General features: G+C 68.5%; 12 protein-coding genes. 3 read left to right on the plus strand and 9 right to left on the minus strand.

What is annotated here, in order from left to right; translation table 11 throughout:
* Positions 1 to 14: 14 nt before the first annotated feature.
* The 7 genes from Q8X39_RS10320 to Q8X39_RS10350 form a co-directional block, all read right to left on the minus strand.
* Positions 15 to 1,736, minus strand: a complete 1,722-nt coding sequence (locus tag Q8X39_RS10320; RefSeq protein WP_305749575.1) for a glycoside hydrolase family 13 protein — start codon at positions 1,734 to 1,736, stop codon at positions 15 to 17.
* Positions 1,737 to 1,914: 178 nt separating this feature from the next.
* Positions 1,915 to 3,051: an ABC transporter ATP-binding protein gene (locus Q8X39_RS10325; protein ID WP_305749576.1), complete on the minus strand. Its 1,137-nt coding sequence runs from the start codon at positions 3,049 to 3,051 to the stop codon at positions 1,915 to 1,917.
* A gap of 36 nt (positions 3,052 to 3,087) precedes the next feature.
* Complete coding sequence (locus Q8X39_RS10330) at positions 3,088 to 4,788, minus strand: alpha-glucosidase family protein (RefSeq protein WP_305749577.1); 1,701 nt, start codon at positions 4,786 to 4,788, stop codon at positions 3,088 to 3,090.
* 66 nt (positions 4,789 to 4,854) lie between these two features.
* Positions 4,855 to 6,504 carry an alpha-glucosidase family protein gene (locus Q8X39_RS10335; protein ID WP_305749578.1) on the minus strand — a complete coding sequence of 550 codons (1,650 nt, stop codon included), beginning with the start codon at positions 6,502 to 6,504 and terminating at the stop codon, positions 4,855 to 4,857.
* Positions 6,505 to 6,585: 81 nt separating this feature from the next.
* Positions 6,586 to 7,422, minus strand: a complete 837-nt coding sequence (locus Q8X39_RS10340) for a carbohydrate ABC transporter permease (RefSeq protein WP_305749579.1) — start codon at positions 7,420 to 7,422, stop codon at positions 6,586 to 6,588.
* Positions 7,422 to 8,336, minus strand: coding sequence for a carbohydrate ABC transporter permease (locus Q8X39_RS10345; protein ID WP_305749580.1), 915 nt, complete (start codon positions 8,334 to 8,336; stop codon positions 7,422 to 7,424). The genes Q8X39_RS10340 and Q8X39_RS10345 overlap by 1 nt, the downstream gene beginning before the upstream one ends.
* A gap of 99 nt (positions 8,337 to 8,435) precedes the next feature.
* Positions 8,436 to 9,704: an ABC transporter substrate-binding protein gene (locus Q8X39_RS10350; RefSeq protein ID WP_305749581.1), complete on the minus strand. Its 1,269-nt coding sequence runs from the start codon at positions 9,702 to 9,704 to the stop codon at positions 8,436 to 8,438.
* 243 nt (positions 9,705 to 9,947) lie between these two features.
* On the opposite strand from Q8X39_RS10350, the gene glk reads away from it, so the two are divergent.
* Positions 9,948 to 11,801, plus strand: coding sequence for a glucokinase (gene glk / locus Q8X39_RS10355; RefSeq protein WP_305749582.1), 1,854 nt, complete (start codon positions 9,948 to 9,950; stop codon positions 11,799 to 11,801).
* Between the two features lie 176 nt (positions 11,802 to 11,977).
* Here glk and Q8X39_RS10360 read toward each other — a convergent pair whose 3' ends face one another.
* A complete protein-coding gene (locus Q8X39_RS10360; protein ID WP_305749583.1) occupies positions 11,978 to 13,498 on the minus strand; it encodes a CoA-acylating methylmalonate-semialdehyde dehydrogenase in 1,521 nt (506 codons plus the stop codon).
* Positions 13,499 to 13,709: 211 nt separating this feature from the next.
* On the opposite strand from Q8X39_RS10360, the gene Q8X39_RS10365 reads away from it, so the two are divergent.
* Complete coding sequence (locus Q8X39_RS10365; protein WP_305749584.1) at positions 13,710 to 14,675, plus strand: LysR family transcriptional regulator; 966 nt, start codon at positions 13,710 to 13,712, stop codon at positions 14,673 to 14,675.
* A gap of 320 nt (positions 14,676 to 14,995) precedes the next feature.
* Here the strand turns inward: Q8X39_RS10365 and Q8X39_RS10370 are convergent, their stop codons facing one another.
* Positions 14,996 to 16,306, minus strand: coding sequence for a D-amino acid dehydrogenase (locus Q8X39_RS10370; protein WP_305749585.1), 1,311 nt, complete (start codon positions 16,304 to 16,306; stop codon positions 14,996 to 14,998).
* Between the two features lie 121 nt (positions 16,307 to 16,427).
* Here Q8X39_RS10370 and Q8X39_RS10375 point away from each other — a divergent pair.
* Positions 16,428 to 16,724 (plus strand): LysR family transcriptional regulator (locus tag Q8X39_RS10375; protein ID WP_305749586.1); only part of this gene is annotated, 297 nt, incomplete at its 3' end.

Genomic DNA, 16,724 nt, shown 5'->3' on the forward strand with positions numbered 1-16,724 from the left:
GAACCGTCTGGCAATCAGCCGAGCAGCCGGATGACGCGGGCCTCCCACGGCCGCAGCGGCAGCGCGTGCAGGTCCGTGCCGGCCGGCTCGGCGATGTTGGCGATGACGGTCTCCCAGCGCGACGCGGGAATGTCCGCCGGCAGCTCGAAGACCGGGCTGTCGGCGCTGAAGTTGCACACCACCAGCCAGCGCTCGGCGCCGAGCGTGCGGGTGTAGGCGTAGACCTGCGGATGCTCGGCCAGCAGCAGGTCGTGGCGGCCGTCGACCACGATCGGATGGGCCTTGCGCAGCGCGATCAGGCGGCGGTAGTAGTGGAAGACCGAGCCCTCGTCGGCCAGCGCCTGCGCGGCGTTGATCTCGGGGAAGGTCGGGTTGAGCTTGAGCCAGGGCGTGCCGGTGGTGAAGCCGGCGTTCGGGCCATCGGTCCACGGCATCGGCGTGCGGGCGTTGTCGCGGCTCTTCGCATGGATGGCGCGCATCAGCTCGGCCGGATCCTCGCCACGCTCGGTGGTCGCGACCCGGTACATGTTGCGGGTCTCGATGTCCTGGTAGTCCTCGATGCCCGGGAAGCGCACGTTGCCCAGGCCCAGTTCCTCGCCCTGGTAGACATAGGGCGTGCCCTGGTGCAGGTGCAGCCAGGTGCCGAGCATCTGGGCCGAGCGCACGCGGTGCTCGCCGTCGTCGCCGAAACGCGAGACCGGCCGCGGCTGGTCGTGGTTGCTCAGGTAGAGGCTGTTCCAGCCGCAGCCGTGCAGCTCGTCCTGCCAGCGCGCCATGGTGCGCTTGAGGTCGCGCAGGTCGAGCGTCTTCAGGGCCCACTTGCCGCGCGGATCACCCGGCTGGCTGTCGAGGTCCATGTGCTCGAACTGGAACAGCATGTTGAGCGCGCCGTCGACCGGGTCGGAGATCTCGCGGCCCTGCCGGGTCGTGGCCATGGGCGCCTCGCCCACGGTCAGCGTGTCGTAGTGGTCGAGCACCTCGTGGCGCATCTCGCGCAGAAACTCCAGCAGGCGCGGGCCGTTGCAGGTCAGCGCAAAGCCCGGCTGCAGGAAGCCCTCGCGCACCACCGGCGCGTCGGGCAGGCTGCCGTCCTCGCGCCAGGGCTTGGAGATCATGTTGATGACGTCCATGCGGAAGCCGTCCACGCCGCGGTCGAGCCAGAAGCGCATCAGCGCATAGACCTCCTGGCGCAGCGCCGGGTTCTCCCAGTTCAGGTCGGGCTGCTTGCGGCTGAACATGTGCAGGTAGTACTCGCCGGTCGGCTCGTTCCATTCCCACACCGAGCCGCTGAAAGCAGCTTCCCAGTTTGTCGGCTGGCCCGGCCGGCCATCGGCGCCGATGCGGGGCTCACGCCAGATGTAGTGGTCGTGGTACGGGTTGTCGCGGCTCGTGCGGGCCTGCTGGAACCAGGCGTGTTCGTCGGAGCTGTGGTTGACCACCAGGTCCATCACCAGCTTGATGCCGCGCGCGTGCATGGCCGCGAGCATCTCGTCGAAGTCGGCCAGCGTGCCGAACTCGGGCGCGATGTCGCGGTAGTCGCTGATGTCGTAGCCGTTGTCGTCCTGCGGCGAACGGTAGACCGGCGACAGCCAGACCACGTCGACGCCGAGCGCCTGCAGGTGGTCGAGCTTGGAGGTGATGCCCTTGAGGTCGCCGATCCCGTCACCGTTGCTGTCGCAGAAGCTGCGCGGGTAGATCTGGTAGACGACGCTGGATTTCCACCAGGGAGTTTTCATGACGGCGGCTCCTGCTTGCGGTCGAAGTCGATGACGGGAAGGCGAGCGCACACGCACGGGAACGGGTGGCCCGTGTGTCTGCGCCGGAGGGCGGCTGTGCGGGATGGGTCCGCAGCGGGCCGGCCGGCCCGCCGCGGATCAGGCCAGATCAGGCCAGATCAGGCCGGATCAGGCTGGATCAGGCCGGCAGTTCGACGGTGCGGCGGAAGGCCTGGCCGTTCGAGTCGAACAGGTGGCAATGCTCGGCCCGCACGCGCAGCGTGATCTGGTCGCCGGCATGTGCGCCGGAGTGGCCCTCGACCCGCAGCGTCGCCATCGGCGCGTCGGCGGCGATGTCGAGGTACAGCATCGACGAGTCGCCCAGGCGCTCGAGCTGGCGCACCGAGGCATGCAGCGCGGCACCGGCGCCCTCGTTGCCCGTGAGCAGGTGCTCGGGGCGGATGCCCAGCGAGATCACGTCACCGGGCTTGGCGGCGCGGGCGTCGACCGCCGCGGTGACCTGCTCGCCGTGAACCTCGACGACCGCATGGTCGGCCTCGGCACGCACCAGCTTGCCGGGCAGCACGTTCATCTTCGGGCTGCCGATGAACTCGGCCACGAACAGGTTCTGCGGCCGGTGGTACAGGTCCATCGGCGAGCCGAACTGGGCCACGCTGCCGGATTCCTCGACCGACTTGCCGGCACGCAGCAGCACGATCTTGTCGGCCAGCGTCATCGCCTCGACCTGGTCGTGCGTCACGTAGATCATGCTGGCCGTGCCGATGTCGTGGTGCAGCTTGGCGATCTCCAGGCGGGTCTGCACGCGCAGCGCGGCGTCCAGGTTGGACAGCGGCTCGTCGAACAGGAAGACCTCGGGCTCCTTGACGATGGCGCGGCCGATGGCCACGCGCTGGCGCTGGCCGCCCGACAGCTGCTTGGGCAGGCGGTCGAGCAGGTGCGTGAGCTGCAGGATCTCGGCCGCGCGCTTGACCTTCTTCTCGATCGCGATCTTGTCCGAGCCCAGCACGCGCAGGCCGAAGGCCATGTTCTCGGCCACCGTCATGTGCGGGTAGAGCGCATAGCTCTGGAACACCATCGCGACGCCGCGCTGCGCCGGTTCGAGGTCGTTGACGCGGCGGCCGCCGATGGCCAGGTCGCCGGAGGTGATGTCCTCCAGGCCTGCGACCATGCGCAGCAGCGTCGACTTGCCGCAGCCCGAAGGCCCGACGAAGACGCAGAACTCGCCCTTCTCGATGGTGAGGTTGGCGTTGTTGATGGTCAGCGGCAGGCCGGGGGCATAACGCTTGCAGATCTGCTTGAAGTCGATGCGTGACATGGCGAGCGTGGTGGGTTGGACGAGAGGTTGCGAAGGTCAGCCAGCCTTGGAGGCCAGTCGGGCGAAAAGCACGCCAAAAGGCTCGAAGGCCAGGGTCGAGCCCTGCAGCGAGGCGCCACGCGCACCGCTGCCGGACAGGACCTCGGCCACGGCCGTGGTGGCATCGAGCGCGAACGAAGCCGGCTTCGCGCTGAGGTTGAAGGCGCACAGCAGGCGTTCGCCAGCGTGCTCGCGCACGAAGGCCAGCACCTGTGCGTCGTCGCCGATCAGCGCCAGCGAGCCCTGCAGCAGCGCCGGCTGGGTCTTGCGCCAGGCCAGCAGGCGGCGATAGGCATGCAGCGTCGAGTCGGCATCGGCCTCCTGCACGTCGACCGCCAGCGCCTGGTGCGCCGGGCTGACCGGCAGCCAGGGCTTGGCCGTGGCACCTGCCGGGCTGAAGCCCAGGTCCTGGCCGGCCGCTTCCCAGGGGAAGGGGGTGCGGCAGCCGTCGCGGCCCTTGAAGTCCGGCCACATGGTGATGCCGTAGGGGTCCTGCAGGTCCTCGAAGGCGATGTCGGCCTCGGGCAGGCCCAGCTCGTCGCCCTGGTAGATGCAGACGCTGCCGCGCAGGCTCAGCTGCAGCGCGGCGGCCGCACGCACCATCGCGGCCTGGGTCGTGGCGTCGAAGCCGGTGTTCCAGCGCGAGGCGAAGCGCACGCAGTCGTGGTTGGACAGGGCCCAGCAGGCCCAGCCCTTGTCGGCGGTCGGCGCGACGCCCTCGAACTTGGCGATCACGCCACGCACGTAGGTCGCGCTGCCGTCGGGTGCCAGCAGGTCGAAGCAGTAGCCCATGTGCAGCTTGTCGAAGTCGGCGGTGTACTGGGCCACCATCAACATGCCGGACTCGTCGCCGATCTCGCCGACCATGGTCGTGTCGGGGTACTGGTCGACCAGCGCACGGATGCGCTGCAGGAAGCCCAGCGCGTCCGGCCGGCTGCGGTCGTAGACGTGCTGCTGCCAGGCGTAGGGGTTGGTCGAGGCGACCGTGGGGTTGGATGCGTCGGGCTCGCCGAGGCCGGGGTTGCTGCGCAGCTCGGCGTCGTGGAAGCAGAAGTTGATCGCGTCCAGCCGGTAGCCGTCGACGCCGAAGTCGAGCCAGAACTTGACCGAGGCGAGCAGCGCCTCCTGGACCGCCGGGTTGTGGAAGTTCAGGTCCGGCTGGCTGGCCAGGAAGTTGTGCAGGTAGTACTGGCGGCGCCGGGTGTCCCACTGCCAGGAGCTGCCGCCGAAGACGCTGAGCCAGTTGTTGGGCGGCGTGCCGTCGTCCTTCGCATCGGCCCAGACGAACCAGTCGGCCTTGGCGTTGTCGCGGCTGGAGCGGCTTTCCTTGAACCACGGATGCTGGTCCGAACAGTGCGAAAGGACCTGGTCGATGATGACCTTCAGGCCCAGCGCGTGGGCCCGCATCACCAGCGCCTTGAAGTCGGCCAGCGTGCCGAACATCGGGTCGATGTCGTTGTAGTCGCTGACGTCGTAGCCGAAGTCCTTCATCGGGCTCGTGAAGATCGGCGACAGCCAGATCGCGTCGGCGCCGAGCCTGGCCACATGGTCGAGGCGGCGCGTGATGCCCGGCAGGTCGCCGATGCCGTCGCCGTTGCTGTCCTGCCAGCTGCGCGGGTAGATCTGGTAGATCACGCCGCTGCGCCACCACGCGTTGTTGGGGGCCTTGGCGATCACGGGGGTCTTGGAACTGCTCATGGTGATTCGTTCAGGTGGTTGCGGGGCGCGGGATGCCGGGCAGGACGTGGTGGCGGGTGCGCCGCCTCAGCCCAGCCGGGCGAACAGCACGCCCCAGGGTTCGAAGGCGACCGCGTCGCCCTGCACGGCCGCGCCGCGCACACCGCTGTCAGCAAGGACCGCGCCGATCGGGCCGGCGGCCGCATCGGCGCGCCAGTTCACGGCCGCGTCGGACAGGTTGAAGGCGCACAGCACGCGCTCGCCGGCATGCTCGCGCACGAAGGCCAGCACCTGCGGATGGGCGGACAGCAGCGTCATGTCGCCGTGGATCAGCGCCGGCACGCCGCGCCGCCAGGCCAGCAGCGCGCGGTAGGTCTCGTAGACCGAGCCGGACTGGCCGCGCTGGCGGTCGGCCGCGAGCGCGCGGTGCGGCTCGGCCACCGGCAACCACGGCGCGGTCGTGCTGCCCGCCGCACCAAAGCCGAGGTCGGGCGCGGCCGACTCCCAGGCCATCGGCGTGCGGCAGCCGTCGCGGCCCTTGTAGTCGGGCCACATCGCGATGCCGTAGGGGTCCTGCAGGTCCTCGAAGGCGATCTCGGCCTCGGGCAGGCCGAGTTCGTCACCCTGGTACAGGCAGGCCGTGCCGCGCAGGCTCAGCTGCAGCGCGGCGGCGGCCTTCAGCAGGCCGGCCGGCGGGTGTGCGCCGCCCCAGCGCGTGGCCACGCGAGGGATGTCGTGGTTGGTGATGGCCCAGCACGGCCAGCCGCTGCCCACGACCTGGTTGAAGCGCGTGAAGACGCCGTGCAGGTAGGTCGCGCCGTGGGGTTCGCCGAGCAGGTCGAAGCAGTAGGCCATGTGCAGCTTGTCGCCGCCGCCCGTGTATTCGGCGACGCGGGCCAGGCCGTCGTCATCGCCGATCTCGCCGACCATGGTCGTGTCCGGGTACTGGTCGACCAGCGCGCGCAGGCGCTGCAGGAAGACCAGGTTCTCCGGCTGGCTCTTGTCGAAGTGGTGCCACTGCCAGGCATACGGGTTGACCGGGCTGACCGCCGGGTCGCTGCCGTCGGGCATGCCACGGCCGGGGTTGCTGCGCAGCTGGCGGTCGTGGAAGTAGAAGTTGACGACGTCGAGCCGGTAGCCGTCGACGCCGAAGTCGAGCCAGAACTTCACCGAGTCCAGCACGGCCTGCTGGACCTCCGGGTTGTGGAAGTTCAGGTCCGGCTGGCTGGTGAGGAAGTTGTGCAGGAAGTACTGGCGACGCCGGGTGTCCCACTGCCAGGCGCTGCCGCCGAAGATGCTCAGCCAGTTGTTGGGCGGGTTGCCGTCGTCGCGGGCATCGGCCCAGACGTACCAGTCGGCCTTGGCGTTGTCGCGGCTGGCGCGGCTTTCCTTGAACCACGGGTGCTGGTCGCTGGTGTGCGAATACACCTGGTCGATCATCACCTTCAGGCCCAGCGCGTGGGCCCGCATCACCAGCGCCTTGAAGTCGGACAGCGTGCCGAACATCGGGTCGACATCGCAGTAGTCGCTGATGTCGTAGCCGAAGTCCTTCATCGGGCTCTTGAAGAAGGGCGACAGCCAGATGCCGTCCGCCCCGAGCGCGGCGATGTGGTCCAGCCGGCGCGTGATGCCAGGCAGGTCGCCGATGCCGTCGCCGTTGCTGTCCTGGAAACTGCGCGGGTAGATCTGGTAGATCACGCCGCCGCGCCACCAGCCACTGTTGCTCGCCTTGGTCATGCCGGGTACTTCCTCAAACTTGCCGTCGCCCGCGCAGCCTGGCCCGGGGACCGGGCTGCGTGGCGGGGCATGGACCTTCGTTCAGCCCTTGACCGCGCCAGCCGTCAGGCCCGACACGATCTTCTGCTGGAACACCAGCACCAGGATCACCAGCGGCACGGTCACGATGACCGAGGCGGCCATGATCGAGCCCCAGGGGATCTCGTAGGCGGTCGCGCCCGAGATCATCGAGATGCCCACCGGCACCGTGCGGCGGAAGTCGTCGGTGACGAAGGTCAGCGCGAACAGGAACTCGTTCCACGCGCCGATGAAGGCGAGCAGGCCGGTCGAGACCAGCGCCGGCGCGAGCAGCGGCATGAAGACCTCGAAGATGATCCGCATCGGTCCGCAGCCGTCCATGATCGCGGCCTCTTCCAGCTCCTTGGGCAGGCCCCGCATGAAGGTGGTCAGCATCCAGACCGTGAAGGGCAGCGTGAAGACCGTGTAGGGCACGACCAGGCCGATCGAGCGGTTGTACAGGCCCAGCGACTGCATCAGCTCGAACATGCCCGAGAGCACCGCCACCTGCGGGAACATCGACACCGCCAGGATCGCCAGCAGCAGCGCGCTCTTGCCCTTGAAGTTGATGCGCCCCAGCGCATAGGCCGCCGTGATGGCCATGAACATGGAGATCACCACCGTGATGGTGGCCACCATGATCGAGTTGCCCAGCTGCGTGCCGAAGGGCTGCTTGCCCTGGAACAGCGCGATGTAGTTGTAGAGCGTCGGCTCGGTCGGCAGCAGGCTGGTGCTGAACAGCGCCGTGCCGGTCTTCAACGACGTCGTGACGGTGTAGAGGAAGGGGTAGACAGAGATCACGACCACGAGGAACGCGAAGAAGTAGATCGCGACCGAGCCCCAGAGAGGACGCTTGTTCATCAGTTGGACTCCTCGTTGAGCTTCACCCGGGCCGCACGCATGAACAGCAGCGCCGACAGGAAGATGATCAGCGTCAGCGACGTCGACGCGGCCGAGCCGGAACCCAGGTTGCCGTTGTCGACCATGTCGCGGCGCACGAAGCCCGACATGCTGATGGTGCTGCCGCTGTTGGACGTCAGCACGAAGATGAGGTCGAACACGCGCAGCGCGTCGAGCAGGCGGAAGATCACCGCGACCATCAGCGGATGCTTGATCAGCGGCAGCGTCACCTTCCAGAACAGGCGCAACGGATGCACGCCGTCGACGCGGGCGGCCTCGTAGCAGTCCTTGGGCAGGGTCTGCAGCGCCGCCAGGCACAGCAGGGCCATGAAGGGCGTGGTCTTCCAGACGTCGACCGCCACGACCGTCCACAGCGCGTAGGCCGGATCGGCGGTGAACGCGATCTTGGTCGTGATGAAGCCGAAATCGACCAGCAGCTGGTTGATCAGCCCGAACTGGTCATGAAGGATCCAGCCCCACATCTTGGCCGACACGATGGTCGGTATCGCCCACGGCACCAGCACGGCGGTGCGCACCAGCGCGCGACCCTTGAACTCCTGGTTCAGCAGCATGGCCACGCCCAGGCCCGCCAGCGTTTCCAGAACCACCGAGACGATCGAGAACTGGAACGTGTTCTTGATCGAGATGCCCCAGTCGGTCTCCCAGAACTCGGCCGAGAAGATCGACAGACCGAACAGCCCGTACTCCGAGAAATAGTTGTCGAAGCCGACGTAGCTGAACTCGGAGATGTTGTTGATGTTCGTGTCCGTGAAGCTGAACCAGATCGAACGCGCGAGCGGCCAGCCGGCCACCAGCACCATCAGGATCAGCATCGGGGTCAGGAAGGTCCAGGCGATGCGCGAGCGGTTTTTCATGGGAATGTCCCGACTGCAAAGACAGGAACGGGGCGCTGCCGGTGAAGGAAGGCGCCCCGTCGGAGCTGCGCCCCGAGGGGCGCGGCGTCACTCAACAGATCACCACTTGGCCTTCTTGATCTGCTTGAGCTTGGCTTCGAGCTTCTTGACCGACTCGGCACCGGTCGTCTTCTTCGACAGCACGTCGTGGGTCGCGTCCCAGAAGGCGTTCGAGACTTCCGGGTACTTCAGGCCGGTCGCGGTGGCCGGACGGGCAGCCGCGTTGGTGAAGACGTCCAGCAGCTCGACCATGAACGGGTTGGCCTTGGCGACGTCGGCATCCTTGTACAGGGCCGGGATCGTCGGGTTGTAGGAACCACCGACCGCGCGCTTCTTCTGGATCTCGGCGCTGGACATGTACAGGGCCAGCGCGGCAGCCGCGTCGACGTTCTTCGAGTACTTGTTGACGGCCAGCTGCCAGCCACCCAGCGTGGCGGCCTTCTTGGCACCCGGGCCGGTGCCGGCGGGCAGCGCGGCGACGCCGATCTTGTCCTTGATCGGGCTGTCGGCGGCCTGACCCAGCGACCAGGCGTACGGCCAGTTGCGCATGAAGGCGGCCTTGCCGTTCTGCCACACGCCGCGAGCGTCTTCCTCGCCGTAGTTCAGCACGCCGCTCGGGGCGATGGTGCCGATCCACGAGGCAGCGGCGTCGAGCGCCTTGGCAGCCTGCGGGTTGTTGATGGTGATGTTGCCCTTGGCGTCGATGACGGTGCCGCCGCCGTAGCTGACGACCCACTCGAGCGCATCGCAGGTCAGGCCTTCATAGGCCTTGGCCTGGAAGACGAAGCCCTGGAAGTCCGGCGAGGCCGCGCGCTCGGCGTCCTGGATCTTCTTGGCGCCGGCTGCCAGTTCTTCCCAGGTCTGGGGAACCTTCACGCCGTGCTTGGCCAGCAGGTCCTTGCGATAGAACAGCAGGCCAGCGTCGGTGAACCAGGGCATGCCCAGCAGCTTGCCGTCCACGGTGTTGTTGGCCACGATCGCCGGGAAGTGATCCTTCTCGACGCCCTTGCTGTACTTCTTCAGGTCGACCAGGTGGTCCTTGATGACGCCCGGCCAGACCACGTCGATCATGATGACGTCGAGGTCGGACGACTTGGCCGCGAACTGCTGGCGCAGCAGCGCCAGGTTGTCGGTCGTGCTGGCCGGCGGCGTGTACATCTTGACCGTGTGGCCGTTCTTCTGGCCCCACTCTTCCGCGAACTTGCCGCAGAACTCGACGTCGGCAGCGTTGTTGCCGCAAGAGATGGTGAGGGTGGCCGCTTGCGCGCCAGCCAGGCCGCCAAAGGCCAGGGAGAGCCCGGCAACGATGTGCTTGTAGGTGATCGACATGGGTGTTGTCTCCGAAGGAAGGGTGGCAAAAGCCGCCACGCCGCCAATGTAATTTCCTTACATCGTTGCCCCAATCAGGGTAAACACTGAAGTTCGAAGGTCATCCAGGCGTCAGTTCACCTCTCATTGTCCAAGACAACATCAAGCCGCAATCGATTGCGATTCCAGAATCCAGGCAAACCTGGATTTCCAGTCGCGTTCCACCGCTTGAGAGTTACAACGTAATTTCATTACACTGACCGCATGAATCCCCATGAGCTTTCCGTCGTTTACCCCGACGGTCTGCGCCTGCTGGCCGACGTTGGCGCCTCGAACGTGCGCTTCGCGCTGGAGCGCGCGCCGGACGACTACAGCGCCAGCGACGTGCTGCCCTGCGCCGAGCACGAGACGCTGGAGGACGCGGTGCGCGTCTTCCTCGCCCGCCAGGGCAACCCGGCGGTCCACCACGCGGCCTTCTCGCTGCCCAACCCGATCGCGGGCGACCATGTGCAGCTCACCAACCACCCGTGGTCCTTCTCGGTCGAGGCGATGCGCCGCGCCCTGGGCCTGAAGACGCTGCTGGCGATCAACGACTACAGCGCGCTCGCCATGGGCCTGACGCGGCTGGAGCCGTCCGAGCAGGTGCAGGTCGGTGGCGGGGAGCCGGCGCCCGGTGGCGTGCAGGGGGTGATCGGCCCGGGCAGCGGCCTGGGCGTGTCGGCCCTGATTCCCGTGCAGGACCGCTACGTGACGCTCGCCAGCGAAGGCGGCCATGCCAGCTATGCACCGCAGGACGCGCAGGAAGCGCTGGTCGTGGCCGCCGCACAGGCGCGTTACGGCCATGCCTCGGGCGAGCGCCTGATCTCGGCCAGCGGCCTGGAACTGATCTACGAGACGCTGGCCGCGCGCACCGGCGGCAGCGTGCCGGCGCAGCTCGGCGCGCCCGAGGTGTCGGCGCGTGCACTGGCCGAATCGCCCTGCCCGGTCGCCCGCGAGGCGCTGGCGATGTTCTGCGCCATGCTCGGCACGGTCGCCGGCAACGTTGCGCTGACGCTGGGCAGCACCGGCGGGATCTTCGTCGGCGGCGGCATCGTGCCGAAGATCCTGCCCTTCTTTGCACAATCGGCCTTTCGGGCCCGCTTCGAGCAGAAGGGGCGTTTCTCGCGCTGGCTGCAGGCCATCCCGACCTGGGTGGTGGTCGCGCCGCGCTCGGCATTGCGTGGGGCTTCGGCCTTCCTGGAAGACCACCTGACCGCCGACCACGGCGCCGAACCGCTGCTCGACGACGTGCGCGCGGCGCTGCAGAAGCTGTCGACCTCGGAGCGGCTGGTCGCCAACGACCTGCTGTCGGCACCCCGCGCCTGGATGAGCGACCCGATCGCGCGCATCGCCGATCGCTGCGGTGTCAGCACGCCGACCGTGCTGCGCTTCTGCCGCTCGATGGGGTTCAAGGGACTGTCCGACTTCAAGCTGCGCCTGGGTGCCGGCCTGTCGGGCACGACCAAGGTCACGCACCGCAGCGTCAGCGCGGAGGCGCCGACGGCCGAGCGCATGGCCACCATCCTCAACAACTCCATCTCGGCCATGATCGCGCTGCGCGACCGTCTGCACCCGCAGGCCTTCGAGCAGGCCGTGCTGCTGCTGGCGACGGCCCGCCGCATCGAGGTCTACGGCGTGGGCACCGCCGCGCTGGTGGCCGAGGAGGCCCAGAACAAGTTCGGCCGCCTGGGCCTGCAGGCGGTGGCCCGCACGGATGCGCAGCTTCAGAGCATCACGGCGGCCTTCCTGGGCGCCGATGACGTCTTGCTGGTGATCTCCAACTCGGGTGCGATCGAGCCGATCAACGAGGCCGTGACGCGGGCCCGGCGGGGCTCGGCCAGGGTCATCGCGATGTGCCCGCAGCGCAGCGAGCTGGCCCGGCTGGCCGACGTGGTGCTGCCGGTCGACCACCCGGAAGACCGCCAGGCGCTGGTGCCCATGGTGTCGCGGCTGATGCAGACGGTGATCCTCGACGTGCTGGTGTCGGACCTCGCCCTGCAGCGCCGCGAGCTGATCGGCCGCCAGCTGGCGCAGCAGGACGACCAGCGCTACGAGACGCTCAGTTCACACAGCCGCTGACGCACGGGGCCGATCGGCCAGCCAACCAGAACGAAGGCCGCCGATGCATGACGCATCGGCGGCCTTCGTGGTTTCAGGTCGTGAACGAAGCGGCCGGCCGAGCGCCGGGCCGCCCCAAGCCGGCCGGCGTCCCCACGGGGGACCGAACGGCGGATACGCCGTTCGAGGGGCTCACATCACTTGGCGGTGGGCATCGTGAATTCGGCGCCCTTGGCGATGCTCGCCGGCCAGCGCTGCATGATCGACTTCTGCTTGGTGTAGAAGCGAACGCCCTCTTCGCCGTAGGCATGCATGTCGCCGAACAGGCTCTTCTTCCAGCCGCCGAAGCCGTGCCAGGCCATCGGCACCGGGATCGGCACGTTGATGCCCACCATGCCCACCTGGATGTGGCGGGCGAACTCGCGCGCCACGTTGCCGTCGCTGGTGTAGCAGGCCACGCCGTTGCCGTACTCGTGGGCATTGACCAGCTCGACCGCGCTGGCGAAGTCGGCCACGCGCACGCAGGACAGCACCGGGCCGAAGATCTCTTCCTGGTAGATGCGCATCGACGGCTTGACGTGGTCGAACAGCGTGCCGCCGGTGAAGAAACCACCCTCGAAGCCGGGCACCTTGAAGTGGCGGCCGTCGACGACCAGCTGGGCACCTTCCTCGACGCCGATGCCGATGTAGTTCTCGATCCGCTCCTTGGCCTGGGCCGTGACGATCGGGCCCATCTCGGCGTCCAGCTCCATGCCGTTCCTGACCTTGAGCGTGCGGGCACGCTCGGCCACGCGCTCGACCACCTGGTCGGCGATGTCGCCGACCAGCACCGCCACCGAGATCGCCATGCAGCGCTCGCCGGCCGAGCCGTAGGCCGCGCCGATCAGCGCGTCGACGACCTGGTCGACGTCGGCATCGGGCATCACGACCATGTGGTTCTTCGCGCCGCCCAGGGCCTGCACGCGCTTGCCGTGGTGGGCGCCGGTCTCGTAGATGTACTGCGCGATCGGGGTCGAGCCGACGAAGGACAGCGCCTTCACGTCGACATGGGTCAGCAGCGTGTCGACCGCCAGCTTGTCACCCTGGACGACGTTGAACACGCCGTGGGGCAGGCCGGCCTGGGTCAGCAGGTCGGCCATGAAGAGCGCGGCCGAGGGATCGCGCTCGCTGGGCTTGAGCACGAAGGTGTTGCCGCAGGCGATCGCCACCGGGAACATCCAGCACGGCACCATGCAGGGGAAGTTGAACGGCGTGATGCCGGCGACCACGCCCAGCGCCTGGCGCATCGTCCAGTTGTCGATGCCGGTGGAGACCTGCTCGGTGTAGTCGCCCTTGAGCAGCTGCGGGATGCCGCAGGCGAACTCGACGATCTCGATGCCGCGGGTGACCTCGCCCTGGGCGTCGGTGAAGACCTTGCCGTGCTCGGCCACGATGATCGCGGCGAGCGTGTCGCGGTGCTGGTTCAGCAGCGCGAGGAACTTGTCCATGATGCGGGCGCGGCGGATCGCGGGCATCGCCGACCAGGCCGGGAAGGCCGCCTTGGCGGACGCGACGGCGGCGTTCACTTCATCGACCGAGGCCAGCGCGACCTGGCGGGCAACCTGGCCGGTGGCCGGGTTGTAAACGCCCTGCGAACGGCCGCTGCTGCCGGGCACGACCTTGCCGCTGATGTAGTGGCCCACGTCGGTGGTGGAAGTGAATGCGTCGGGTGCGCCCATGTCGGTCTCCAGGTGGTGGCAGGCTGCGACATCGCAGGCTGCGGTGCTCAAGCGATGAGCATGGACGCAGTCTAGGCAGCCAAGGCGGCCGGAAAAAGGTCCACGGGCTGACTACACTGTTCACGAGAGCAAACAATCCCCCGTGGAAATCAGGAACAAAGCCGGTTTCCATGCAGGGTGATGCACAAGCTGAAGGCCCATCGGAAGAAACATGGAAGCACGCCGCGTCGACGGGCTCTGGGCCCACATCCACTGGCTGGGCGTGCTGGGCGCGCTGGGCAGCTACACGGCCGCGGCGCAGCGCCTGGGCGTCAGCAAGGCCGCGATGAGCCAGCGCATCGCCGATCTGGAACGCGCCGCGGGCGTGCCGCTGGTGCGCCGGACCACCCGCAGCGTGCGTCTGACCGAGGCCGGCCAGCAGCTCGCCGACAGCACCCGCGACGCCTATGCGCAGATCGAGCGTGAGCTGGCGCATGTGAAGGACCTGGCCGCCGCACCGCGCGGGCTGCTGCGTGTCACCGCGCCGGTGGCACTGGGCCGCCAGCAGATCGTGCCGCGCCTGGCGGGCTTCCTGCGCGAGGTGCCGGAGGTGCGCGTCGAGCTGGTGCTGACCGACCAGCTGGTCTCGCTGGCGCAGGAGGGCTTCGACCTCGCCATCCGCCACACCGCCCGGCCGCCCGAGACCCATGTCGCCTGGACGCTGTGCGAGACCCGCTCCTGCCTGGTCGCCAGCGCCGACTACCTGGCCCGGCGTGGCCGGCCGGAACATCCGCGCGAGCTGGCGGCCGACCTCGGCCTGCACGACTGCCTGCCCTATGCCCGGCCGGGCGAGACGCCGACCTGGCAGTTCCAGCCGCTGGCCGGATCCGCCGACGAGGCCTCGGCCTCGACCCCGCCCCTGACCATGGCCGTGCGCGGCCCCTTCAGCGCCAACAACAGCGAGGCGCTGCGCGAGGCCGCCATCGACGGCCTGGGCATCGCCCTGTTGCCGGACTTCAGCGCGCAATCGGCCCTGCGTGCCGGCACGCTGCAGACGCTGCTGCCGGACTGGCGCCCGGTCGGCAGCTTCGGCGAGTCGCTGTTCGCCATCCGGCCCTACAGCCCCTACGTGCCCCGCGCGGTGCACGCGCTGGTCGCCTTCCTGCGGCAGAGCCTGAAGGACGGCTTCAAGCCCTGACGCGGGCCGCGACACCGTCGATTCGAGCGCCCCAAAAAAGAACAGGCCCACCGGTGAGGGTGGGCCTGCAAGCGTTCTGAAGGGAACGAAATCGGTACCGAACGTCCGGATCTCTGCAGTCTGTGGATGTTTTGATGTGACCGCTTCGATCGCTGGCGCCGGAACTCCAAGGCCGTGTGACAGCAACTGCTTCACACTTTAGGGGGGGTACCCCCCCACCAGCATCCCCACGAAGGTGGAGTCAAAAAGGTGAATTTGTCACATGTTGTGGCGCGTGCGTCACGTAGGCGTCACGGACCGGTTCACCTGACCGATCGCCTTCAGGCCATGGCCATCCGGCCTCGCGGCTGGGTTGCGGGCTGGCCCAGGAAGCGGAAGGCCAGTTCAGGCTGGCGGCCGCTCATCAGCTCGGCCAGCGCCAGCCCGGACCCGGCACCATGGGTCCAACCCAGCGTGCCGTGGCCGGCGTTGACCCACAGGCCCGGCAGGCGGGTGCGGCCGATCAGCGGGATGTTGTCGGGCGTGCTCGGGCGCAGGCCGGTCCAGTAGGACGGCTCGTTCGTGTCGACGACGCCGGGGAACAGCTCCTCGACGCGCCGGCTCAGTGCCGCGCAGCGGGTGCGGGCGGTCGGCGTGTCCAGGCGGGTGTCGTAGCCGGCCAGCTCGGCGGTGCCGGCCACGCGCAGCCGGTCGCCCAGGCGCGAGATCGCGATCTTGCGGCTGTCGTCCAGCAGGCTGACGACGCTGGCCCGCGACGGGTCGCGCAGCGCGAAGGTGGCCGAATAGCCCTTGGCCGGATAGATGTTGAGGTGGATGCCCAGCGGGCGCAGCAGCGGCGCGCTGTACGAACCCATCGCGACGACCACTGCGTCGCCGCGCAGCGTGCGGGCTTCGGCGCTGTCCATGTCACGCACCCGCACGCCCTGCACCGCGCCGCCGGGGCCCTGCTCCAGGCCCAGGACCTCATGCCGCCAGTGCGCCTGCAGGCCCTTGGCGACGGCCCGGCGGGCCAGTTCCTGGGTGAAGACGCGGGCGTCGCCCGATTCGTCGCTGCGGGTGTAGGTGCCACCGAAGATGCGCTCTCCGTGGGCCGCCAGCGCCGGCTCGACGGCCAGCACGCCGGCCCGGTCCAGCACCTGGCGGTCGACGCCGTGGCGACGCATCAGGGCCGCCGCCGCCGCGCCGGCATCGAGGTCGGCCTGCGAGGAGAAGAAGTGCAGGATGCCGCGCTCCAGGCGCTGGTACTCGATGCCGGTCGAGGCCACGACCTGCTTGAGCGCCTGGTGGCTGTAGCGCCCGAGCGCGACCAGCTGGGCGACGTTGCGCTCGAACGCGGCGTCGTTGCACTGGGTCAGGAAGGACAGGCCCCAGCGCCACTGGTGCGGATCGAGGCGCGGACGGAACAGCAGCGGCGAGTCGTCGCGCAGCAGCCATTTCGCGACCTTGAGCGGCGCATCGGCGCTGGCCCAGGGCTCGCAGAAGCTGACCGAGATCTGCGCGCCGTTGGCGAAGGAGGTCTCGAGCGCGGCATCTGGCTGGCGGTCCACCATCGTGACGGTGTGGCCGCGCTCGATCAGGTGCCAGGCGGTGCTCACGCCGATGATGCCGGCGCCCAGGACGATCACGTGCATGAGGAACTCCTTGCGGGAAGCGTGTTGCGGAATGGACGGCATCTTGGACCTGGCCCCCGGTTTCGAGAAGCGCGATTAATATTCATCACGAATCATTAGCCATCCTGATGAAAGAAGCGCCGTGGAACCCCTCGACCCTGCCGCCCTGGATGCCCTGATCGCGCTGGTCGATGAGGGCAGCTTCGACGCCGCCGCGCGCCGGCTGGCGGTCACGCAGAGTGCCGTCTCTCAGCGCCTGCGTGCGCTGGAAACGCGCGTCGGCCAGCCGCTGGTGGTGCGCTCGCGGCCGCTGCGGCTGACCACTTCCGGCCAGGTGCTGCTGCGCCATGCCCGCCATGTGCAGGCGCTGCAGGCTGACCTAGCTGTGAAGAGTCAACAGGTTCTTGCGCGAAGCAAGAAGTCTGGAGATAGGCGGCAA

Source organism: Leptothrix discophora, from assembly GCF_030705305.1.
Classification (GTDB): Bacteria; Pseudomonadota; Gammaproteobacteria; order Burkholderiales; family Burkholderiaceae_C; genus Sphaerotilus; species Sphaerotilus discophorus.